This window comes from Wenxinia saemankumensis, assembly GCF_900141735.1.
Classification (GTDB): Bacteria; Pseudomonadota; Alphaproteobacteria; order Rhodobacterales; family Rhodobacteraceae; genus Wenxinia; species Wenxinia saemankumensis.
Genome location: NZ_FQYO01000005.1, coordinates 66,912 through 90,059, shown reverse-complemented (window position 1 = coordinate 90,059; position 23,148 = coordinate 66,912). Strand labels below are relative to the sequence as shown.

The 23,148-nt window shown below is 71.5% G+C and carries 16 protein-coding genes; 6 read left to right on the top strand and 10 right to left on the bottom strand.

Annotated elements, in window-relative coordinates:
* Positions 1-33: 33 nt before the first annotated feature.
* The gene (gene uvrA / locus BUE30_RS14030) at positions 34-2,919 is read right to left on the bottom strand and encodes an excinuclease ABC subunit UvrA (protein ID WP_073332235.1); all 2,886 of its coding nucleotides are present in this window, start codon (positions 2,917-2,919) and stop codon (positions 34-36) included.
* Between the two features lie 198 nt (positions 2,920-3,117).
* Between uvrA and BUE30_RS17950 the strand changes: the two genes are divergently transcribed.
* The gene (locus tag BUE30_RS17950) at positions 3,118-5,580 is read left to right on the top strand and encodes a VWA domain-containing protein (protein ID WP_073332231.1); all 2,463 of its coding nucleotides are present in this window, start codon (positions 3,118-3,120) and stop codon (positions 5,578-5,580) included.
* Here BUE30_RS17950 and BUE30_RS14020 read toward each other — a convergent pair.
* From BUE30_RS14020 to BUE30_RS13990, 7 genes are all read right to left on the bottom strand, one after another.
* Complete coding sequence (locus tag BUE30_RS14020) at positions 5,567-6,739, bottom strand: MFS transporter (protein WP_073332227.1); 1,173 nt, start codon at positions 6,737-6,739, stop codon at positions 5,567-5,569. The genes BUE30_RS17950 and BUE30_RS14020 overlap by 14 nt on opposite strands.
* 13 nt (positions 6,740-6,752) lie before the next feature.
* Positions 6,753-8,150 (bottom strand): dihydrolipoyl dehydrogenase, encoded by a 1,398-nt coding sequence (gene lpdA / locus BUE30_RS14015; protein ID WP_073332222.1) that lies wholly within the window; start codon positions 8,148-8,150, stop codon positions 6,753-6,755.
* A 146-nt stretch (positions 8,151-8,296) separates the two neighbouring features.
* Positions 8,297-9,850, bottom strand: coding sequence for a sensor domain-containing diguanylate cyclase (locus BUE30_RS14010; protein ID WP_139300574.1), 1,554 nt, complete (start codon positions 9,848-9,850; stop codon positions 8,297-8,299).
* Positions 9,851-9,926: 76 nt separating this feature from the next.
* The gene (locus BUE30_RS14005) at positions 9,927-10,538 is read right to left on the bottom strand and encodes a DUF924 family protein (protein WP_073332218.1); all 612 of its coding nucleotides are present in this window, start codon (positions 10,536-10,538) and stop codon (positions 9,927-9,929) included.
* 73 nt (positions 10,539-10,611) lie between these two features.
* Positions 10,612-11,886: an MFS transporter gene (locus tag BUE30_RS14000; RefSeq protein ID WP_073332213.1), complete on the bottom strand. Its 1,275-nt coding sequence runs from the start codon at positions 11,884-11,886 to the stop codon at positions 10,612-10,614.
* A 104-nt stretch (positions 11,887-11,990) separates the two neighbouring features.
* Positions 11,991-13,064: a tRNA preQ1(34) S-adenosylmethionine ribosyltransferase-isomerase QueA gene (gene queA / locus BUE30_RS13995; RefSeq protein WP_073332210.1), complete on the bottom strand. Its 1,074-nt coding sequence runs from the start codon at positions 13,062-13,064 to the stop codon at positions 11,991-11,993.
* A gap of 58 nt (positions 13,065-13,122) precedes the next feature.
* A complete protein-coding gene (locus BUE30_RS13990) occupies positions 13,123-16,722 on the bottom strand; it encodes a YhdP family protein (RefSeq protein ID WP_139300573.1) in 3,600 nt (1,199 codons plus the stop codon).
* A gap of 239 nt (positions 16,723-16,961) precedes the next feature.
* Between BUE30_RS13990 and bcp the strand changes: the two genes are divergently transcribed.
* The gene (gene bcp, locus BUE30_RS13985; protein ID WP_073332207.1) at positions 16,962-17,429 is read left to right on the top strand and encodes a thioredoxin-dependent thiol peroxidase; all 468 of its coding nucleotides are present in this window, start codon (positions 16,962-16,964) and stop codon (positions 17,427-17,429) included.
* 22 nt (positions 17,430-17,451) lie between these two features.
* On the opposite strand, the gene BUE30_RS13980 is transcribed toward bcp, so the two are convergent.
* Both BUE30_RS13980 and BUE30_RS13975 read right to left on the bottom strand, forming a co-directional pair.
* Positions 17,452-17,955, bottom strand: a complete 504-nt coding sequence (locus BUE30_RS13980) for a hypothetical protein (RefSeq protein ID WP_073332204.1) — start codon at positions 17,953-17,955, stop codon at positions 17,452-17,454.
* Positions 17,952-18,914 (bottom strand): acetyl-CoA carboxylase carboxyltransferase subunit alpha, encoded by a 963-nt coding sequence (locus BUE30_RS13975; protein ID WP_073332201.1) that lies wholly within the window; start codon positions 18,912-18,914, stop codon positions 17,952-17,954. Before BUE30_RS13975 ends, BUE30_RS13980 begins: the two co-directional genes overlap by 4 nt.
* 163 nt (positions 18,915-19,077) lie before the next feature.
* Here BUE30_RS13975 and BUE30_RS13970 point away from each other — a divergent pair, with 163 nt between their 5' ends.
* From BUE30_RS13970 to BUE30_RS13955, 4 genes are all read left to right on the top strand, one after another.
* Positions 19,078-19,581: a hypothetical protein gene (locus BUE30_RS13970; RefSeq protein WP_073332198.1), complete on the top strand. Its 504-nt coding sequence runs from the start codon at positions 19,078-19,080 to the stop codon at positions 19,579-19,581.
* A gap of 189 nt (positions 19,582-19,770) precedes the next feature.
* Positions 19,771-21,087, top strand: coding sequence for a M23 family metallopeptidase (locus BUE30_RS13965; protein WP_073332195.1), 1,317 nt, complete (start codon positions 19,771-19,773; stop codon positions 21,085-21,087).
* On the top strand, positions 21,077-21,559 hold the full coding sequence (locus tag BUE30_RS13960; protein ID WP_073332192.1) for a bactofilin family protein: 483 nt from the start codon (positions 21,077-21,079) through the stop codon (positions 21,557-21,559). The genes BUE30_RS13965 and BUE30_RS13960 overlap by 11 nt, the downstream gene beginning before the upstream one ends.
* Positions 21,560-21,620: 61 nt before the next feature.
* The gene (locus tag BUE30_RS13955) at positions 21,621-23,066 is read left to right on the top strand and encodes an MFS transporter (RefSeq protein WP_073332189.1); all 1,446 of its coding nucleotides are present in this window, start codon (positions 21,621-21,623) and stop codon (positions 23,064-23,066) included.
* The last annotated feature ends 82 nt before the right edge of the window (positions 23,067-23,148 follow it).

Sequence of the window (23,148 nt, the reverse complement as noted above, 5' to 3'; positions counted from 1 at the left end):
CCGGCCGAAGGGGCGCGACCGCCAGGCTCGGCGCTACTCGGCGGCCACCTTGCGCGGCTTCAGCATCGGGGCGAGGTAGCGGCCGGTATGGCTTTCGGCGACCTGGGCCACGTCCTCGGGCGTGCCGGTCGCGACCAGCGTGCCGCCGCCGTCGCCGCCTTCGGGGCCGATGTCGACGATCCAGTCGGCGGTCTTCACCACGTCGAGATTGTGCTCGATCACGACGACCGTGTTCCCCTGCTCGACCAGCTCGTGCAGCACCTCGAGCAGCTTGCGCACGTCCTCGAAATGGAGGCCCGTCGTCGGCTCGTCGAGGATGTAGAGCGTGCGGCCGGTGGAGCGTTTCGACAGCTCCTTCGACAGCTTCACCCGCTGTGCCTCGCCCCCCGACAGGGTCGTGGCCTGCTGCCCGACCTTGATGTAGCCGAGGCCGACGCGGACGAGGGCGTCCATCTTCTCGCGGATGCTCGGCACCGCCTGGAAGAAGTCCTGCGCGTCCTCGACCGTCATGTCGAGCACGTCGGCGATGGACTTGCCCTTGAACTGGACCTCCATCGTCTCGCGGTTGTAGCGGGCGCCCTTGCAGGTCTCGCAGGTGACGTAGACGTCCGGAAGGAAGTGCATCTCGATCTTGATGACACCGTCGCCCTGGCAGGCCTCGCAGCGGCCGCCCTTCACGTTGAAGCTGAACCGCCCGGGCTTGTAGCCGCGCGCCTTCGCCTCCGGCAGGCCGGCGAACCAGTCGCGGATCGGGGTGAAGGCGCCGGTATAGGTGGCGGGGTTGGACCGGGGCGTCCGGCCGATGGGGCGCTGGTCGATGTCGATGACCTTGTCGAGATGCTCGAAGCCCTTGATCGTCTCGCAAGGCGCAGGCGTCTCGCGCGCGCCGTTCAGCTTCATCGCGGCGTTCTTGTAGAGCGTCTCGATCGTCAGCGTGGACTTGCCGCCGCCCGACACGCCGGTCACGCAGACGAACTTGCCCAGCGGGAAGTCGACGGTCACGTCCTTGAGGTTGTTGCCGGTCGCCTTGACCACCGTCAGCTTCTTCTTGTTGCCCTTGCGCCGTTCGGCCGGGACCGCGATCTCACGTCGCCCGGCGAGGTAGTCGCCGGTCACGCTGTCGGGATTCTCCATGATCTGCTGCGGCGTGCCGTGGGCCACGACATGGCCGCCATGCACGCCCGCGCCCGGCCCGATGTCGAAGACGTAATCCGCCTCGCGGATCGCCTCCTCGTCATGTTCGACGACGATGACGGTATTGCCCTGGTCGCGCAGGTTCTTGAGCGTGGTCAGCAGCCGGTCGTTGTCGCGCTGATGCAGGCCGATGGACGGCTCGTCGAGGACGTAGAGCACGCCGGTCAGGCCCGAGCCGATCTGGCTCGCCAGCCGGATGCGCTGGGACTCGCCCCCCGACAGCGTGCCGGCATTGCGCGACAGGGTCAGGTATTCGAGGCCCACGTTGTTGAGGAAGCCCAGCCGCTCGCGGATCTCCTTGAGGATGGCGCGGGCGATCTCGTTCTTCTGCTTGCTCAGCTGCGCCGGCACGCGCTCGCACCAGTCGAAGGCCTCGCGGATCGACATCTGCACGACCTGGCCGACATGCAGCCGGTCCTCGGGCTTCGGGCCGCCGATCTTCACCGCCAGCGCCTCTTCCCGCAGGCGGTAGCCGCCGCAGGTGCCGCAGGGCCGGTTGTTCTGGAACTGCTCGAACTCCTCGCGGACCCAGCTCGAATCGGTCTCGCGGTAGCGCCGCTCCATGTTGGGGATGATCCCCTCGTAGGGCCGGCTGACCGTGTAGACGCGCCCGCCCTCGTCGTAGCGGAAGGCGATCTCCTCTTTGCCTGAGCCCGACAGGAACACTTCCTGCACCCGCTCGGGCAGGTCCTTCCAGCGCGACTTGGGATCGACGCCGTAATGCTTGGCGATCGCGTTGATCGTCTGCGTCACGTAGGGGCTCTTGGACTTGCGCCACGTGGCAATGGCGCCGTCGTTCAGCTTCATCGTGACGTCGGGCACGATCAGGGCGGGGTCGAAGAACAGCTCCACCCCCAGCCCGTCGCAGGACGGGCAGGCGCCGAAGGGCGCGTTGAACGAGAAGAGGCGCGGCTCGATCTCGGGAATGGTGAAGCCGCTGACCGGGCAGGCGAACCGTTCGGAGAAGGTGGTCCGCTCGGGCTCGGCTCCCTCCTCCTCGCGCGGGGCGCTCTCGAAGATGGCGATCCCGTCGGCGAGGTCGAGCGCGGTGCGGAAGCTGTCGGCGAGCCGCGTCTCCAGCCCCTCGCGCACGACGATGCGGTCCACCACCACGTCGATGTCGTGCCGGAATTTCTTGTCCAGCGTCGGCGGATCGTCGAGCTCGTGGAAGACCCCGTCGACCTTCACCCGCTGGAAGCCCTGCTTGCGCAGCTCCAGCATCTCCTTGCGATACTCGCCCTTGCGGTCTCGCACGATGGGGGCCAGCAGGTAGCCCCGCGTCCCCTCCTCCAGCGCCATGATCCGGTCGACCATGTCCTGCACCTGCTGCGCCTCGATCGGCAGGCCGGTGGCGGGAGAATAGGGGGTGCCGGCCCGCGCGAAGAGCAGGCGCATGTAGTCGTAGATCTCGGTGACCGTGCCGACGGTCGAGCGGGGGTTCTTGCTCGTCGTCTTCTGCTCGATCGAGATCGCGGGCGAGAGGCCGGAGATGTGGTCCACATCCGGCTTCTCCATCATGTCGAGGAACTGCCGGGCATAGGCCGAGAGCGATTCGACGTAGCGGCGCTGCCCCTCGGCATAGATCGTGTCGAAGGCGAGCGACGACTTGCCCGACCCGGACAGGCCCGTGATGACCACCAGCTCGTCCCGGGGAATCGTGACGTCGATGTTCTTGAGGTTGTGCTCGCGGGCGCCCCGCACCTCGATATGTCTCAACTCGGCCATGTCGCCCCCTTGCAACCAAGGTCAGGAGATAGGGGCGCGCGCGCCGAATGCCAGCCGGCCGGGCCCTGACCGGACATAGAACATTAAGGAAACATTTACCATCCCGATCCCCCGCCCCGTGGGGGCTTGGCAGGGGAACGCCGAATGTGCTGACGTTACGGCGATTTCCGACTGCCCGATTACCCGAAGGACCCGTTGATGACCCGCCTGATCGCCGCCCTCTGTGCCCTGCTGTCGCTGGCCGCCCTTCCCACGATTCTCGCGGCGCAGGACGGGCCGACCGACACGATCCTCGTCCTCGACGGGTCGGGGTCGATGTGGGGCCAGATCGACGGGGTGAACAAGATCGTCATCGCGCGCGACGCGGTCGGCGCGATCCTCGGCGATGTCCCGGGCGACCAGAATCTCGGCCTCGTCGTCTACGGCCACCGGACCCGGGGCGACTGCTCGGATATCGAGACGGTGATCGCCCCGGCCCCCGGTACGGCGGACGCGATCCGCGATTTCGCGGCCGGCATCAACCCGCGCGGCATGACCCCGATGACGGACAGCGTCGTCGCCGCGGCCGAGGCGCTGCGCTCGACCGAGCGGGCGGCGACGGTGATCCTCGTCTCGGACGGGATCGAGACCTGCAACCCCGACCCCTGCGCAGCCGCCCGCGTGCTGGAGGAGACGGGGGTGGATTTCACCGCCCATGTCATCGGCTTCGACGTCTCGTCCGAGCCCGAGGCGCTGGCGCAGATGGAATGCCTCGCCGCCGAGACCGGCGGGCTCTTCCTGACGGCCGACAATGCGGCCGAGCTGTCGGGCGCCCTTCAGCAGGTGGTCGAGGCGAATGCCGCCCCGCCCGCCGCCCCGGCGACGATCACGCTCGAGGCGCGGATCGGCGCGGACGGCCCGCTGGTCGAGGGGCCGGTCCTGTGGACGCTGGACGCGCCGGACGAGGCCCCCGCCCTGCTCGTCGATGGCGAGGGCAATCCCTACACCGCAGAGCTTTCGCCGGGCGACATCACCGCCACCGCCTACTGGACGATCGAGGAGACGACGGCCGAGGCGACCTTCACGGTCGGCACCGAGAATGCGGTGCAGGTCGTCGCCTTCCCCGAGCCGGTCCTCGTCGCCACGCTCGAGGCGGCGGACAGCGCGCCGCTGGGCGGGACCCTGAGCGTGGACTGGACCGGACCGGACGAGCCGAACGACTACATCGCGGTCGGCCGTCCGGGCGAGGATCGCGCGATCAACTACACCTATACCCGCGACGGCGCCCCCCTGCCCCTCGTCATGCCGCCGGAGGCAGGGACCTACGAGCTGCGCTACGTCCGGTCCGAGGGCGACCGCGTGCTCGCCACGCGCCCCGTGACGGTCACGGAGGTCGCGGTCAGCCTCGACGCGCCGGAGGACGCGGCCGCGGGGGCCGATGTCACGGTGACCTGGGAGGGACCCGATTACGACGGCGACTACATCGCGGTCGGCCTGCCGGGAGAAGGCGGGGCGATCAACTATGCCTATACCCGCGACGGCGCCCCCGCCGCGCTGGAGATGCCGGTCGAGCCGGGGGAGTACGAGATCCGCTACGTGCTGGCGCAGGGCGACACCGTGCTGGCGACCCGGCCGATCGCGGTCAGCGACCTCGCCCCCACACTGCAGGCGCCGGAGACCGCCATGGCGGGCGAGACGGTGCAGGTCGCCTGGGACGGCCCGGATTACGACAACGACTACATCGCGGTCGGCCGCCCGGGCGAGGACCGCTCGATCAACTACACCCGCACCCGCGACGGCAACCCGGCCTCTCTGATGATGCCCGTCGAGCCGGGGGAGTACGAGATCCGCTACGTCCTCGACCAGGGCAACGCCGTCGTGGCGACCCGGCCGATCACCGTCTCGGAGGTCGCGCCCTCGCTCGAGGCGCCGGAAACCGCCGTCGCGGGCGAGACGGTGCAGGTCGCCTGGGACGGCCCGGATTACGACAACGACTACATCGCGGTCGGCCTGCCGGGCGAGGACCGCTCGATCAACTACACCCGCACCCGCGACGGCAATCCGCTCGGCCTGATGATGCCCGTCGAGCCGGGGGAGTACGAGATCCGCTACGTCCTCGACCAGGGCAACGCCGTCGTCGCGACCCGGCCGATCACCATCTCGGAAGTGAAACCGGTACTCGAGGCGGCGGAGAGCGCGCCGGCCGGGTCCGACCTGTCCGTCGCGTGGGAGGGGCCCGATTACGACAACGATTACATCGCGGTCGGCCTGCCGGGCGAGGATCGCTCGATCAACTACACCCGCACGCGCGACGGCAATCCCACGACGCTGCTGATGCCGGTCGAGCCGGGGGAGTACGAGATCCGCTATGTCCTCGACCAGGGCAACACGATCGTGGCCCGCCGGCTCGTCACGGTCGAACCGATCGAGGCGCGGCTGGTGGCGCCGCAGACCGGGGCGGCGGGCGGAACGGTGATGGTGGGCTGGGACGGGCCGGACTACGCGAACGACTACATCGCCATCGGTGTGCCGGGAGAGGACCGCTCGCTCGAATACGCCAGGACGAACCGGGGCAACCCGGTCGAGCTGGACCTGCCCGAGGATGCCGGCACCTACGAGCTGCGCTACGTTCTCGACCAGGGGAACAGTATCCTGGCGCGGACGCCCTTCACCGTCGAATGACGGCCCGCCTTCGGGCCGCCAGCGCCAGATGCGCGGCGGCCCCGGCGACGAAGATCGCGGTGACGCCCGCCATCATGCCGCCATAGCCCGCCCCGGCGGTCACCGCCGCGATGACCGGCGTGCCGAGCGTGTTGCCGATATTGCCCATCTGCGCCATCGCGCCGTTGGCGCGGGCGCGGTCGGCGGGCGTCTCGTTCAATTCCGCCACGGCGGCGAAGCTCGCCCCCTGGACGAGGCCCATCACGCCGATCACCGCCACAGCCGCGACGGGAGAGCCGGGCACCGCCCAGAGCCAGAGCGCCGCGAGCGCCGAGGCGAGGAACCCGGCCACGACCACGCGCACCGCGCTGAACCGGCGCAGCGCCACGACGCCCAGCGTCATCGACACCGCGATCGCGGCCAGCGGGGCGAGGCCCTGCACCGCGGCGCGGCTTCCCTCCGGCAGGAAGGGCGGGAGCAGGGTCAGGAGCGCGACGAAACAGAAGGTGTAGAAGAGCCAGCCGATCCCCGCCGCCGCCAGCCGGGGCGAGGCGTAGAGCGCAGCATGCTCGGCCAGCAGGTTGCCCAGGCGCAGCGGCGGACCGGGCGTGGGAGGCAGGGTCCGCAGCCCCTGCCCCAGCACCAGCGCGAGGATGCCCATGCAGAGTGCATGGGCCGCGAACAGCGCTTCCGGCCCCGGGCCCAGCGCCAGCGGCCGCCCAGCCCAGGCGATCAGCGCGAAGGTCACGCCGAAGAACGTGCCCCAGAGCGTCAGTGCCAGCCCCCGATCCCGGTCGGTGGCGAGCGCGGCGATGAGCGTCGGGGCGGCGACGACGATGGCCAGATGGCTCGCCCCTTCGATGACGCGGCTGGCGAGGAACCAGCCGAAGGGCAGCCCCGCGGCCTGCACGGCGGAGAGCGCGGCGCCCAGCCACAGCGCCCAGAGGAGCGACCGGCGGTAGCCGATCCGCGCGACGCCCATTCCGGCCACGACGCCCAGCACGATCCCGACGGCCCCGACCAAGCCGACCGCCCAGCCGAGCCGGGCGCCCGCCCCCGGCCAGACGGCCGGGAGCAGGTCGTAGATCACACTGATCTTGCCGTATTGCGCGGCCGCCCCCAGCCCCGCGCCCCAGAGCGCGAGGATGAGGGGCCAGTTGCCCCGGTCGTTCGGGGACATGGACCCGGCCGCCTCAGTAGTGGATCGCGCGGCCGTAGGCGTCGAGCACGCTCTCGTGCATCATCTCGCTGAGCGTGGGATGCGGGAAGACGGTCTGCATCAGCTCGGCCTCGGTGGTCTCGAGCGTGCGGCCGACGACGTAGCCCTGGATGAGTTCCGTCACCTCGGCCCCGACCATGTGCGCACCCAGAAGCTCGCCCGTCCTGGCGTCGAAGACGGTCTTGACCAGGCCCTCGGGTTCGCCCAGCGCGATGGCCTTGCCGTTGCCGATGAAGGGGAAACGGCCGACCTTCACCTCGAAGCCCGCCTCCTTCGCCTTCGCCTCGGTCATGCCGACGGATGCGATCTGCGGCTGGCAATAGGTGCAGCCGGCGATGGTGCCCGGCTTGATCGGGTGGGCATGCTCGCCCGCGATCACCTCGGCCACCATGACGCCTTCGTGGCTGGCCTTGTGGGCCAGCCAGGGCGCCCCGGCGATGTCGCCGATGGCATAGACCCCGTCGACCCCGGTCCGGCAGTATTCGTCCACGACGACGTGGCTGCGGTCGAGCTTGCAGCCGACCTCCTCGAGCCCGATCCCCTCGACATTGCCGACGATCCCGACGGCGGAGATGACGGTATCGAACTCCTGCGTCTCGGTCTTGCCGCCCGCCTCGAGATGGGCGGTGACCTTGCCCTTGCCGCGGTCAAGCTTCGTCACCGTCGTCTTCTCGAGGATCTTCATCCCCTGCTTGACGAACTGCTTCTTGGCGAAGGCGCTGATCTCGGCATCCTCGACCGGCAGGACGCGGTCCATCACCTCGACCACCGTCGTTTCGGCGCCGAGCGTGTTGTAGAAGCTGGCGAATTCGATCCCGATCGCGCCCGAGCCGATGACCAGCAGTTTCTCGGGCATGCGCGGCGGGACCAGCGCATGCTTGTAGGTCCAGACGAGGTCGCCGTCCGCCTCGAGCCCCGGCAGCTCGCGCGCGCGGGCGCCGGTCGCGACGACGATGCCCTTCGATGCGGTCAGCGTCTCTTCGCCCTTGTCGGTCTTGACCGTCACCTTGCGGTCCCCCGCGAGGCGGGCCTCGCCCATGATCGTCGTCACCTTGTTCTTCTTGAAGAGGTGGCCGATCCCGCCCGACAGCTGCTTGGCCACCCCGCGCGAGCGCTTGACCACGGCGTCGAGGTCGTAGCCGAACTTCTCGGCCGTGAGGCCGAAATCCTTCGCCCGCTCCATCAGGTGGAACACCTCCGAGGACCGCAGCATCGCCTTGGTCGGGATGCAGCCCCAGTTCAGGCAGATGCCACCCAGGTGCTCGCGCTCGATGCAGGCGACCTTGAGGCCGAGCTGGGCACCCCGGATCGCGGCGACGTAGCCGCCGGGGCCCGCGCCGATGACGATCATGTCGTAGTCCGTGTCGGCCATGGGGCCCTCCTCGCGGGACGTGCAAATTCGTTCGACGTTAAACCAATTCCGGGCGACGCGGTCCAGCGCCGCGGCCGCCGTGACCTGCCGGGATCGGGCGGCCGGCCGGGATCGCGCGCGGCTCGGCGCGGCAACCTAGCCCGGCCTCAGGCCGAGACGAGGCGGACGCAGTTCCGCCCCTCCGACTTCGCCCGGTAGAGTGCCTCGTCCGCGAGCCGCATCAGCACCTGCCCGATCGTCGCGTCCTCGGGAAAGACGGCGATGCCGCAGGACACGGTGATCCGGGGCAGGAGCCGGTCCAGATGCCGGACCTGGCTGGCCGAGACCGCCTCGCGCAGCACCTCCGCGAGGTGCGAGGCGGCCCTGCGGTCGAAATCGGGGAGGAGGATCGCGAATTCCTCGCCCCCCGTGCGGCAGCAGGTGCCGCGATGGCCCACCACCTCGCCCATGCGATCGGCCACCGCGCGCAGGACGAGGTCGCCCGCGTCGTGGCCGTGCTGGTCGTTGAACCCCTTGAAATCGTCGACGTCGAAGGCGACCAGCGCGAGCGGCGCGCCGCGGCGTTCCGCCTGGGCGAGGTCGCGGCGCAGCGCCTCCATGAACCAGCGGCGGTTGTAGAGACCGGTCAGGCTGTCGCGGATCGCGCGCTCGTGCAGCTCGTCCCGCAGGCGGACATTCGCGATCGCCATCGAGATGTGCTCGGCGCAGCGAACGGCGAAGGGGCCCTTGTCCGCGATCCGGGCCGCCCCTTCCGCCCCGGTGTCGAAGCGGATGTGCAGCAGGCCCACCGTGTCGCCATGCGCGACGATGGGCACGCAGATGTATTCCTCGACCGGAATCCGGTGCTCGTGGGCCGCGACATGTTCGCAGGCAAAGCACAGCACGTCCGGCCGGAACTCGTAGGCGCGGCCCCGGCGCAGGGCCCAGCAGCTGTCCGCCTCGATCGAATCGTGCAGGTCGGTCGTGTTCCAGTTGCAGATCCCGTCCAGAGCATCGCGGGAATTGGAATAGACGTAGAGCTCGCCCTTCGAGGCGGGCAGCAGCGTGACCATGAAGTGGGTGACGACGTTGTAGAGCTCGCTCAGCGACTTGCAGGATTGCAGCCACTCGTCGAGCTGGCTCAGCATCTTCGCCTCCGCCTGTCGGGCACGTTCCTGGTCGAGCAGTCCGACCGCGCGGTCCTGCGCCTCCTCCGCCTGGCGCTTGGCCCGGTCGAGGTCCTGCGCGGCGCGGCGGGCATCGGTCACGTCGGTGAACGTGACGACGTAGCCCCCGCCGCGCGTGGGTCGGCCGTTGGTGAAGACGACCCGGCCCGAGGGCAGCGTCCGGTCGAAGCTGTACGGCTGGTGCACCGCGATCTGCGCCGCCAGATAGGCGTCCGTATCGGCGCCGGTATCGCCCCGGGCGAGGGTGCGCTCGCGGAACGCCTCGTGCGTCATGCCGATGGCGAGGTCCTGGGCCGTCAGTTCCAGCACCTTGAAGATGCGGCTGTTGTGCAGCTCGCAACGGCCCGAGGCGGACCAGAAGACGATCCCCTGCTCCATGATGTTGAGGATGTCGATGATCGCCACGGTCGAGGGGTCGGCGCCCGGCCCCGCCACCTGCCCGATCTCCGCCCCGGACTTCGCCGCATCCCCGCCGTCGGGGGCGTCCCCCCCTTCGGGCCAGGGCGCGGGCGGGCTGACCGCTTCGTGCTTCACCTCATGCCTTTCCGGGCCGCTCGGGCCGCCCCCCCCTGCGCGCGGCCGACCCTGACGACAAAGGGTAAAGGTTAGGTCAACCGGCCCCCGTCCCGGCCGCGGCCCCGGTCCCGGCCGCTTCCTGCAGGGCCCGCACCTCGCCGCCATAGCCGGTCGTCTCCATCCACTCGGCCTCGGCCGCGGTGGTCTCGCGGCCGAGTGCCTCGTTCCGGAAGGGGAATCGGCCGAAGCGGCGGATCACCGCCCGGTGGGCGCGGGCATGAAGGAGCGTGTTCTCTCCAGTCTCGGGCATCCGCGTGGCGACGAGGCGCACGCAGCGCTCCTGGTCCGAGATGTTCTCGGAATGCATCAGCGGCAGATAGAAGAACTGGCGCTCGGGCTCGGGCACCTTGCGGTCCCAGTCCTTCGAGATCGCCGCCTTGGCGACCGCGCGGGCCAGGGCGTCGGTGGCGAAGGCGCGCCCCTCGCCCCGGAACATGTTCCGGGGGAACTGGTCGGTCACCAGGATGTAGGCCAGCGCGCCGAACGCCCCGGTGAGCCAGAGCCCGTAGCCGCCCTCGACCAGCTCGTCATAGGCGGGACGGAACCGCTCGATCACGGCGCGGTCCATCTCCTCGCCGCCGGCATACCACCCTTCGGGGCCGATCTCGTCGATCCACCAGCCCAGCACGTCGGAGGCCGTCGTCATGGATCCGCTCCCCTTTCCAAGTCGTCCCGTCGCCGACGCTGGCAGAGGCGCCCCGTCCGCCGCAAGGGGGACCTCAGTCGATGCCGGCGCGCGCGCCGTCCTGTTGCCCGATCTCGTCGGCGTAGATCTCCTGCGCGACCTCCGCCACGTAGCTCGAGGCGGCGACCGGGATCGGGGCGTAGCTGACGCTTTCCGCCACGATGGTGTCGTCGCGCTCGCGCCGGGTCATCCGCCAGGCGGCGTAGGCGGCGAGCCCGCCCATCAGCACCGCGATCACCGCCCAGAACATCTGCGCCCCGCCCCAACCCATCAGCCAGCCGATGGCGAGCGGGCCGAGAATGGCCCCCACCCCGTTGATGAAGAGGAACCCGCCGGAAGCGGCGGCCATGTCCTCGCGCGCGATGTAGTCGTTGCCGTAGGCGATCAGCAGCGCGTAGAGCGGATTCGACGTGCCGCCCGCGATGGCCCCGGCCAGGACGATGGCCCAGAACTGGCCGATGAAGATCAGCGGGACCAGCGCGCCGGCCGAGCCGATCGCGGCGAGGGCGAGGATCAGCACCCGCCGGTCGATCCGGTCCGAGACCCAGCCGATCGGGTATTGCAGCACCAGGGCGGTGACGTAGGTCGCGGTGACGAAGAGCGAGATCTGCCCCACGCTCAGCCCCGCCTGGGTGCCGTAGACGGCCGACATGCCGAACTGCGCGGCATAGACCCCGCCGAGCAGGAACATCCCCATGCAGGCCAGCGGCGAGGCTTCGACCAGGGCCTTCAGCGGCAACGGCTTGGTGGTGGAGAATTCGGGCGCGGGGTTCACCGACAGCAGGATCGGCGCGAAGGCGAGCGAGACGAGCACGCTGGGAATGATGAAGAGGATGAAGCCCGAGATGTCGCCCAGCGTCAGGATGTACTGCGCGATCGAGATGCCGGCCGTCTGCACGATCATGTAGAGCGACAGCGCCTTGCCGCGCGTCGCGTTGGTCGAGGCGTCGTTCAGCCAGCTCTCGGCCGTGATGTAGACCCCGCAGAAGCAGAAGCCGATGATGACCCGGCCCGCCGTCCAGGCCCAGACCTCGGTCAGGGCGGGGTAGAGGATCAGCACCGCCGAGATGGTGGAGCCGAGCGCCGCGAAGAGGCGGACATGCCCGACCCGCTGGATCATCCGCGGCGCCATGCGCGAGGCGAAGAGGAAGCCGACGAAATAGGCCGACATCACGACCGACATCTCCTGCGGCGAGAACCCCTCGATCCCGCCCCGCACGCCGAGCAGCGTGCCCTGGAGGCCGTTGCCGATCATCAGCATGAACATGCCGACGAAGAGCGGCCATGCGCTGCCGATCACCTGGAACATGGGACATCTCCTTCGCGGGTCGCGTCCGTTGCGGCGGCCTAGCGTGCCGGCGCGGGGCCGGTCAGGTCCGTCCGCGGCACGGCATGTCGCTTTCGCGCCGCCTACTAGGGGGCGGCCTTGCCGTCCAGTGGGGCCCCGATCCCGCCCGGCAGGAGGAGCGAGGCGTCGCCGTAGGAGAAGAAGCGATAGCGCGCGGCGATGGCGTGGTCGTAGACGGCGCGGATCCGCTCGGCCCCCATCAGCGCCGAGACGAGCATCATCAGCGTCGATTTCGGCAGGTGGAAATTGGTCACCAGCCCGTCCGCAACCCGGAAGCGGAAGCCCGGCGTGATGAAGATGTCCGTCGTCCCCTCGAAGGGGGCGATCGCCCCGTCGGCCCCCGCGCTCTCGATCAGCCGCAGGGCCGTGGTGCCGACCGGAATCACCCGCCCGCCGGATGCCTTCGTCGCCGCGATCTCCTCCGCTGCGCGCGGCGTCACCTCGCCCCATTCGGCGTGCATCCGGTGCTGGCTGATGTCGTCGACCTTGACCGGCAGGAACGTCCCCGCCCCGACATGGAGGGTCACGCGCGTCGTCTCGACCCCCCGCGCCGCCAGCGCCGCCATCAGCGGCGCATCGAAATGGAGAGAGGCGGTGGGCGCGGCGACGGCGCCGGAGCGTTCGGCCCAGATCGTCTGGTAATCCTCCTTGTCGGCCTCGTCCGCCGGACGCCGGGCCGCGATGTAGGGCGGCAGCGGCATCGCCCCCGCCTCGGCGAGCGCGGCGTCGAAATCCTCTCCCGCAAGCGAGAAGCGCAGCCGCGCCTGCCCCTCGTCCCGCGCCTCGAGCACGGCCGAGAGCCGCTCCGAGAAGCGGACCGTCTCGCCCTCGCGCAGCTTGCGCAGCGGTTTCAGCAGCGCCGCCCAGGTGCCGTCCGCCCGCGGCTCGAGCAGGGTCGCCTCGATCCGGCTGACCGCCTCGCCCCGGGTCCGGGTACCGCTCAGACGGGCGGGAATCACCCTCGTGTCGTTCAGGACCAGCCGGTCGCCGGGCCGCAGGAAGGCCGGCAGGTCGTAGGCGTGACGGTCGAGAATCGCCGCGCCATCGGCGACGAGCATCCGTGCGGAGGAGCGCGGCCGCGCGGGACGGGTCGCGATCAGGTCCTCCGGCAGGTCGAAGTCAAAATCGGACAGCTTCATCGCGGCGCTCCGTCGCATGGGCCGGCAGGGCCCGCCGGGCGGTGGGAAAGGACGCGCGTCACTGCCCCGCCCCCGGCGCCGGACGGCGGAAGATCTCGCGCACCATGCCGGGGGCAAGCAGCGAGAGCGGATTGGCCCCGACCTGCGGCGCCGAAGGCGTGCCGCGCAGCGTGAAGGTCACGCCCAGAAGCCCTTCTCCCGGCCGGGTCAGTCCCGCGCCGATCGCATTCACGAAGTAGAAGGGGGAAAGCACGCCCTGGAAGTCCATCTGGGATGTGGCGGGCGTGTAGGTCCCGTCGAGGGAAATGCCAAGGCCGGCGCCGACGGCCGAGGACCGGGTGACGGTGATCGCCTCCGGCGCGATGCGGAACTCGGCCTCGACCGTGTCGAAGGGCAGGCCCTGCCCGTCCAGCTGCTGCAACAGCCCGACGACCGAGACGGCGTTGAGCAGCGAGGCGAGGGCCGGCGCCTCGCGCACGCGGACCCCCCCGGTGATCGCGGCGCGTCCGTCCCAGGTGCCGGGGGCTCCGGCGGGCACCAGGGTCATGTCGAACGCCCCCCCGACCGCGTTCGGCAGCAGCCCGGCATCGCGCAGCACCCCGCCGCCATCGGCCGCGCGCAGCCGGATCGCCGTGCCCCCGTTGCGCGGGGCCAGCGCGCCCTGCACCGGCGTGCCGCCGTTCAGCGCCCCGGCGAACTGCCCGGCCAGGCCCCCCCGCGTGGTCAGCTCTCCCGCCAGGCCCGTCAGCGCGATCGCCCCCGTCACCTGCAGCCGGTCGAGACGCAGCGCGATCGGTCCGCCCCCTCCGCCGCCGCCGCCCCCTCCGCCGCCGAAACTCGCGCCCCGCAGGTCGAGCGTTCCGCCCTCCACCGCGATGGCGGGGGCGCCGCCCGGGCGCGCGGTCAGCGTCACCGGCGCGTCGAGCCAGTCGCCGACCTGCAGCCGCGACAGGCGCAGCGCCCGGAACCGTCCGCCGGAGAGGTCGACGATCCCGCTGGCGGACAGGCCCGGCGCGGAGAGGGCCAGCCGCTCCACCTCCGGCGCGGGGCCGAGCGTGGCGGCGAGCGTCAGCTCGCCCCGCGCGCCCGGCCCCTTCGACCAGCCGAGCTGCGGCACCGACAGCGACAGCCCCGCGAGGTCGGAGCTGAGGTCGAGCCGCGGCGGCGCGCCCGACGGCAGGTCCAGAGCGATCCGCGCCCGCCCCTCCCCCCGCACCGTGCCCTCCGGCAGGGCGACGCCGAAGGTCCGGAGCGCGGCATCGGTCACCGCGACGCTGCCCGTGACACGCGGCGTGGCGCCCTCTTCGCGGGTCCAGGTCACGTCGGCCTCCACCCCGTCCAGCGCGACGGGGCCGGCGACCGACAGCGCCCCGTTCGACGCCTCCAGCATCAGCGGGCCGGTCCCCTCGACCTGCCGGCCGGGCACCAGGGCCGTGCTCTCCATCCCCGTCAGCCGGGCCGTGGCGGCGTAGCGCAGCGCCCCCGGCGGCACGGGGTTCAGCATCGGGAAGGTCAGCTCGGCGGTCACCTCGGCCTGCCCGGACATGTCGGTCGGGGCCAGCCCGGCCCGCCCGACCAGCCCGAAGGGCGGCGCGTCGAGCAGGGCGAGCGCGGCGGGGATCGGCCCCCGCGCCGCGACCGCCACCTCGGCCGCGGCCGGCCTCACCCGCGTATCGGGCAGCGTGAAGCTCGTCCCCGAGAGGTCGAGCCGGCCGGACGCGGTCTCCACCCGGCCCGCTTCCAGCGCGACGGCGGTGCGCGCGCCCTCGACCGCGACCCGGCCCGCGGCCCCATCGATCGGCGGCCAGGCGGCAAGCGCACGGATCCGCGCCTCCTCGAAGCCGAAGGTCGTCCAGCGCTCCGGCGCCGCGCCGGGGGCCAGCCGCAGGGCGGTGGCGATGTCCGTCAGCGTTCCGGCCTCTACGTTGCGGGACAGCCAGTCGCGCGTGCCCGGCGCGATGCGCTCGGGCCAGTAGGCGACGATCTCGTCGATTCCGGCGCGGGGCATGGTCGCGTCGGCGGCCAGCGTCCAGCCCCCCTCGCCCGCCTCGGCATGGCCCGACAGCGTCAGGGCCGAGCCCGCCCCCGTCGTCGCGGTCAGCTGCCCCAGATCGACCCGGAAGGGCCCGGTCCGAAGCCGAAGCGCCGCCTCGGCGCTGTCGAGCCGCAGCGGCGCGGACCACAGGCCCGGCGGGGCCAGGACCGCATCGCCCAGCGTGACCTGCGCCTCGAGGGTCCCGCCGTCGCGCAGCCAGACCCGGCCGGTCCCGGTCAGCGACCCCCAGTCCGAGGCGAGCTCGATCCCGTCGATCGACAGCTCGCGCCCGCCGGGATCGGCCGAGAGATAGGCCTTTGCCGTCTCGAAGCCGAGCGGATCCGCGCCGCCGCCGGGGCGCAGCGTGCCGGCCCCGATCTCCAGCGTCGCGGCCACGCGGCCGGGCCCGCCCCCCGCCGCGACCGGCATCCGGGCCGAGAGCGAGATCGGCGCCTCGAGAAGGGCGAGCGCCTCGAGCGCCGGCACCTGCGCGGCGATGTCGCGCGCCCGGGCCCGGCCCACATCGACCGAGAGGGTCGCGTCCGCGCCCCGCCGCGCCAGCTCGGCCGACAGGGTGGTCACGCCCTGCGCCCCCGGCAGCGCCGCCGAGGCGCGCAGAGCGACCCGTCCGTCCTCGCGCCGCAGGGCGAGCCTGCCGTCGTCCAGCAGCCAGGTCCGGCCGGCCCGGGCATCGCGGAAGTTGACGATCAGTCCCGTCGCCTCCAGCCGCTCCACCGCCTCGAGCGCGGGGCGCTCGAACAGCGCGTCGAGATCGGCCGGCGAAAGCGGCAGGGGCGTGCCGGCCCCGCCCTCGAAGCCGAGAGCGAGCGTGCCGTCGGCGTCGCGGGCGAGGTCGATCTGCACGCCGCCCAGCTCGATCGACTGGACGAGCACCTCGCGGCGGAAGAGCAGCCCCCGGGGGGAGACGGTGATGGCGGTGCGCGGCACGCGGGCGATCACCGTGCCGTCCGGGGCGCTCAGCACCGCGTCCGCCAGGTCGATCCGCGGATGCAGGTCGGATCCCACCGTCAGCGCGATGCCCCCGAAATCCAGCGCGCCGCCGCCCAGCGCCCGGTCGGCCTGCCGCTCCAGCGCCGCGACGACCCAGGCCGGGGCCGCGATCTGCTGGCCGAGCGAGAGGATGGGGATCGCGAGCGCGAAGACGAGCGGGATCGACAGGACCAGCAGCGCCGCGCGGACCCGCCACCAGACCGGCCGCCGACGCCCGCGCCGCGCTGCGGACCGGGGGACAGCGGCCGGCGGAGGTTCCGCGGCGGTCTGGCCGGCATCGCCGGTCCGCCCGGCCGCCGATTCGCCGGCTCGCGCTTCCGTGGCTGCGCGGGTCTGCGGACCGGGAGGCGGCCCGGCGGAGGTGCCGGCGGGGCCTGTCCCCGCTGCGAGTCCTGGCGCGCCGACATCCGCGTCATCTGCGCGGGACGGAGGCCCGGTCCCGGCGAGGCCAGGGGCGGGCGGCTTTGGCTCCGCCCGCCCGATCTTGGCGGCTTCGGGACCGCTCGCCCTGCCGCCGTCCGCCGCCTCCCCGGGCGTCGCTCCGCCGGTGGGCCCGTCCGCCTGACCGGGCGGGCGGATGTCCCCGGCGGCGGGGGGGCCCGCGAAAGGCACTTCCGGCTCCCCCCGCTCCGCCACCGGCCGGACGGAGGCCGGCATGGGGATCGGCGCCGGGGCGGGACGGTGCGCCGCCCCGGCGCCCGAGCGCGCCGGACCGTCCGGCCGCGCCGGGCCGGTCGTTCCCTGCGCTCTGTCCGCCCACCAGGCCATGCCGCGTCCGCCATTCCCCTTGCCGCGCCCGGGATCGACCTAGAACCAGCCGCAGGACATGATGCAAGTCACAGGAGAGCGCGATGACAGAGGTGACGAAGGGTGACACGGCCCCCGCCTTCACCCTGCCGGCAGCCGGCGGCGGCGAGGTGAGCCTGTCGGATTTCGCGGGCAGCCCCGTGGTCCTCTACTTCTATCCCCGCGACGACACGTCCGGCTGCACGACCGAGGCGAAGGACTTCACGACGGCCGCGGCGGAGTTCGAGGCCGCGGGCGCGGTGGTGCTGGGCGTGTCGAAGGACAGCGTGGCGAGCCATGACAGGTTCGCGGCCAAGCACGACCTGAACGTCCGGCTGCTCTCGGACGAGGAGAGCGACGTCTGCGAGCGTTACGGCGTCTGGGGCGAGAAGAAGATGTACGGCAAGACCTTCATGGGGATCGAGCGCGCGACCTTCCTCGTCGGGCCGGATGGAAAGGTCGCCGAGATCTGGCGCAAGGTGAAGGTGCCGGGCCATGTCGACGCGGTGCTGGACGCGGTGAAGTCGCTCTGAGACCGCTCAGGACCCTGCCCGGTCAGGAGACCGGGCAGTCCGCGACCCTTAGCGCGATCTCGATCCGCTCGCCCGGCGCGTGCGAGAGCCCGGCGACATTCAGGCGCAGCTCCTGCGACCCGAAGCTGACGGCCTCCGCCGGGACCGGCTGGGTCGAGCCTTCGGCGACCGGTTTCGCCCTTTCGATCAGCGCGCACTCGCCCGCGAAGCGCATGACATAACCGTTGAAGGCGGACGGGTAGAAGGTGCCGGTCCAGTCGCCTTCGTAGGAGAAGGTCACGCGGCTATCCGAGATGTCGATGGTGACGGGCACGACATTCATGCCCAGCCACCCCTCCTCGGTCATCTCGATCTCCGCCCCCGGACCGACGCGCGCCGTATAGGCCCCGCTCTCCAGCAGCGGCGCCTGGGGGTCGTCCCAGACCTCGACCGTGAAGACCACGGTCCGGCCCAGAAGGCCCTCCGCCTGCGACGCCTGGGGCGCGGCGAGGCAGGCAAAGACCAGCGCCAGGCTCGTGCGGATCACGCCGCCAGACCCTTGGCCCCCATCCCGAGGAACTTCTTGCGGCGGTTCTCGCGCACCGTCTTGGCGCTGGACCGGTCGAGCCCCTTCAGCATAGCCGCGATGGCGTCGCCGACGGCCGCGATGGCCGCCTCGGGGTCGCGATGGGCGCCGCCGACGGGCTCCTTGACGATCCGGTCGATCACGCCGAGCCGCTCGAGATCCTGCGCCGTCAGGTGCAGCGCCTCGGCCGCCTCGCGCATCTTGTCGGCATCCTTCCACAGGATCGAGGCGCACCCCTCGGGCGAGATCACCGAATAGACGGAATGTTCCAGCATCGCCACGCGGTTGGCGGTGGCGAAGGCGACCGCCCCGCCCGAGCCGCCCTCGCCGATCACGACCGAGACGATGGGCACCCCGAGCGACAGGCACTTCTCGGTCGAGCGGGCGATGGCCTCGGACTGGCCGCGTTCCTCGGCACCCTTCCCGGGATAGGCGCCGGGCGTGTCGACCAGCGTCACCACCGGCAGGCCGAAGCGGTCGGCGAGGTCCATCAGCCGGATCGCCTTGCGGTAACCCTCGGGCCGGGCCATGCCGAAATTGCGTTCGATCCGGGACCTCGTGTCGTGCCCCTTCTCCTGGCCGATCACGACGACCGGCTGGTCGCGGAACCGGGCGATTCCGCCCATCACCGCCTGGTCGTCGGCGAAGTTGCGGTCCCCGGCGAGCAAGGTCCACTCGTCGAACAGCGCCTCGATGTAGTCCTTGCAATGCGGCCGCTCGGGATGGCGGGCGACCTGGCACTTCTGCCAGGGCGTGAGCCCCCCGTAGATCTGGCGCAGCTGGTCGGAGGCCTTCTTGTCGAGGGCCGCGGCCTCCTTGCCGACATTCGTCTCGGGATTGGAGCGGGCCATGGCGCGCAGTTCCTCGGCCTTGCCCTCGATCTCGGCCAGGGGTTTCTCGAAATCGAGATAATGGGTCATCGCCTGCCTCTCCGCCGGTGTCGGAGGGCGATATAGAAGAGGGGGGGCCCCGCTTGCAATGGAGGGCGCCGCCACGGACGTGGCCGGGGACCGGCGGACGGGGCCGTTGCGCGACGACTGACCTTGGGTCAGGGTGCGGCAAACGCCCGACCGGAGATCCGTCATGACGCCGCGCCGCCTCGCCCTCGCCCTTGCCCTCCTGATCGCCCTTCCCGCCGCCGCCGCGGCGCAGAAGGACACGGGCGCGGGCGCCCCTGCCCCGACCGGAACCCCGGCGCCGCCGGCCGCCGGCGCGGGCGGGACGGGACCCGTCTTCGGCGACGACAGCGGCGACTTCGCCAATGACGGCGAATGCGACGACCGCCGCTTCACCGGGCCCGGCGTCGCGACGGCCGGGCTCAGCCTGTCCAATACCGGCCGCGACGCGACCGATTGCCGGCAGCTCTTCGAAGCCGGGCGGATCCGGCTCTTCGACGTGGCGACCGCGCAATGCACCGGGGTCGAGTTCGGCGACGACAGCGGCGACTACGCCAACGACGACGAATGCGACGACCTGCGCTTCGAGGGGTTGGGCATGGCCCATGCCCTCGGCGCCGGGCTGGTCCGCCGCGATGCCAGCGACTGCCGCCGCTACTGCGATCTCGGGATGATCGGGCTGCGCGACTGACCCGGCCTTTCGCCGGGGCCGCATGTCGCCGGGGCCGATCCGGTTCCGCCAACCACGGAAAAATGAGCGAAAATCTGCCAGAAACTCCCGGCCGGACGGAGCCGGGGTGCAGAATCGCGCAAATGCGTTGATGGGCCGCGTCGGCGCCGGTAGCGATAGCCGGGAACAGGAACGACCAGGGGACAGGGCATGCGTTCACGGATCGCGCAGCGTTTGCACAAGGCACTCGAGAAGAGGTTCCCGGAGCGGAGACTCTTCCTGCGGTCCGATACCGAGACCCGGTTCATCCGACTGAAGTCCGAGACCCAGCTGATCGCCTGGACAGGTGCGACGCTGCTGGTCGGCTGGGCCATCGTCGCCACCGCGATCCTGCTGATGGATTCCATCGGCGCCGGGAACTTCCGCGCCCAGGCCCTGCGCGACCGTCTCGTCTACGAGGACCGGCTGAACGCGCTGGCGACCGAGCGCGACGCCCGCGCCGAGGAGGCCGCAGCGGCGCAGGCCCGCTTCGCCTCGGCGCTCGAGCAGATCTCGGTCATGCAGAGCACGCTCCTCGCCACCGAGGACAACCGCCGCGAACTGGCGACCGCGCTCGGCGTCGTGCAGGACACGCTGCGCCGTACCATGAGCGAACGCGAGAGCGCGCAGGACCAGCTGGCCGCCGCCACCGCCGCGATCGAGAACGGCGAGGCGCTGCCCGGCGCCGCCGCCGGGGGCGAGCTGTCGGGGACGGTCGACATGCTGTCCGAGGCGCTGGCCGAGACGGCCGAGCAGCGCGACCAGATCGCCGCCGACGCGGATTACGCGATCAGCCATGCCGAGGAGCTTGAGCTTCAGCTGCGCCTCCTGCGCGAGCGCAACGACGAGATCTTCGGCCAGCTCGAAGAGGCGATGATGGTCTCGGTCGAGCCGCTGGACGACATGTTCCGATCCGTGGGCATGGACCCCGACGACATGATCTCCACCGTGCGCCGCGGCTATTCCGGCACCGGCGGCCCGCTGACGCCGCTCTCCTTCTCGACCATGGGGGGCGATCCGGACGACGACACGCTGCGCGCCAACTCGATCCTGAACCGGCTCGACGAGATCAACCTCTACCGGATCGCGGCCGAACGCGCGCCCTTCTCGATGCCCGTGCGCGACAGCTTCCGCTTCACCTCCGGCTTCGGTCCGCGCTGGGGCCGCATGCACGAGGGCACCGATCTTGCCGGCCCGATCGGCACCCCGATCTACGCCACCGCGGACGGCGTCGTGATCCATGCGGGGTGGTCCTCGGGCTACGGCCGGCTGATCAAGATCCAGCACGAATTCGGCATCGAGACGCGCTATGCGCACCTCAACCAGATCCGCGTCCAGGTCGGGCAAAGGGTCTCGCGCGGGGACAGGATCGGTGATATGGGCAACTCCGGACGGTCCACCGGCCCCCATCTTCACTACGAGATCCGCGTCGGTGGCTCCCCCGTCAACCCCATGAATTTCATCAGGGCCGGAAGCGATGTTTTCTAAGAGCAAAGTCAACGAAGCCGGGCAGCCCCCCCACAGCCAGGGAAGCGCCCCCGCGCCCGCCGCGTCCCAGGACTACCGGCCGTCCACCCCCAAGGCGAAGCCGCCGGCCTCGGTGCTGTCCTCGGACCTGCACATCGTCGGCAACGTCAAGACGAGCGGCGACGTCCAGATCGAGGGCACGGTGGACGGCGACATCCGCGCCCATCTGCTGACCATCGGCGAGGGCGCGACGGTCAAGGGCGAGCTGATCGCCGACGACGTGGTCATCAACGGCCGGATCATCGGCCGGGTGCGCGGCCTGAAGGTGCGTCTGACCTCCACCGCGCGGGTCGAGGGCGACATCATCCACAAGACCATCGCCATCGAATCCGGCGCCCATTTCGAGGGCTCGGTCCAGCGGCAGGACGACCCGCTCGCCACCGGCGGGCAGAAGACGCTGCCCAAGCCCTCCCCGGCCGAGAGCCAGGGCTGACGCCCGGCCCCGGGACCGCAGGTTGACCGAGACAGTAACCGCCCGCGGGGCACCGGCATCGGTGCCCCGTTTCGATTCGGCCTTCTGCGATCCCGCCTCGCGGCGCTGGATCCTGATCGCCGCGATCCTCGGCTCCTCGATGGGATTCATCGACGGCTCGGTCGTGGCCATCGCGATCCCGGCGATCCGCGCGGGACTCGGCGCCTCGCTGGCCGAGGCGCAGTGGATCAACAATGCCTACATGGTCGCGATCTCGGCCCTCGTCCTCGCGGGCGGGTCGGTCGGCGACCGGTTCGGCACCGCCCGGATCTTCACCCTCGGGATCCTCGTCTTCCTCGCCGCCTCGATCGCCTGCGCGGCGGCGCCCAGCGCCGATGCGCTGATCTGGGCGCGCTGGGTCCAGGGCGGGGGGGCGGCGCTGATGGTGCCGGGCTCGCTGGCGATCATCGCCCGGGCCTATCCGCGCGAGGTGCGGGGCCGCGCCATCGGCTACTGGGCGGGCGCCTCGGCGATGACGACGGCGCTGGGACCGGTCATCGGCGGTCTGGTCATGTCCTTCGGCCCCGACGGGATGTGGCGCTCGGTCTTCGCCGTGAACCTGCCGCTCGGGCTCGTGGCCCTGTGGCTGGTGCGGCGGCACGTCCGGCGCGACCGCACCCGCCCGGATCGCGGCCTCGACATCCCCGGTGCGGTGCTGGCGACGCTCGGCCTCGGCCTGCTCGCCTGGGGCTGCATCCGGATCGAGACCGGACCGGGCGCGCGCTGGCTGCTCGCCGGGGGCGCGGCCGCCCTCGTCCTGTTCCTGCTGGCCGAATGGCGCGCCCCCCGTCCGATCATGCCGCTCGACCTGTTCCGCGACCGCGCGTTCCGGGTGTCGAACCTCGCGACCTTCGCACTCTATTTCGGCCTCTCGGCCATCGTCTTCTTCCTGCCGATGCTGCTGATCTCGGGCTGGGGCCTGAACGAGATCGAGGCCGTCCTCGCGCTGGGGCCCATCGCGGTGACCATCGCGCTCCTCTCCCGCCCCTTCGGCAAGCTGGGGGACCGGCTGGGGCCGGTCACGATGATCTGCGCGGGGTCCCTCGTCGTCGCGCTGGGCTACTGGTGGCTGAGCCACGCGGTCACGACGCAGACCTTCTGGGGCGGGATCATCGTGCCGATGTGCGTCATCGCGCTCGGCATGGCGATGGTGGTGGCGCCGCTCTCGACCGCGATCATGGCCGGCGCGGGCGAGGATGCGGGCGGCGTCGCCTCGGGCGTGAACAACGCGGTCAGCCGGGTGGCCGGCCTCTTCGCCGTGGCGGCGATGGGCCCGGTCGTGGCCAGCGCCTATCGCCGCGCGGGGGGCACGCTGTCCTATGGCGAGGTGCGCGAAAGCTCCGAGATCCACGTCGCCGCGATGACAGAGGCCTTCTCCGCCGTCGCGACGATCTGCGCGGTCTTCGCGGCGATCGCGGCGGCGATCGCGCTGCTCGCCATCATCCGTCCGCCCCGCCGCCGGGCCTGACGCCGATCCCGATCCGCCGGCTCGGCGAATCGACGATCCCGGGCCGGTCGAATGACAGCCGGACGCCCCCGACGGGGCGCGG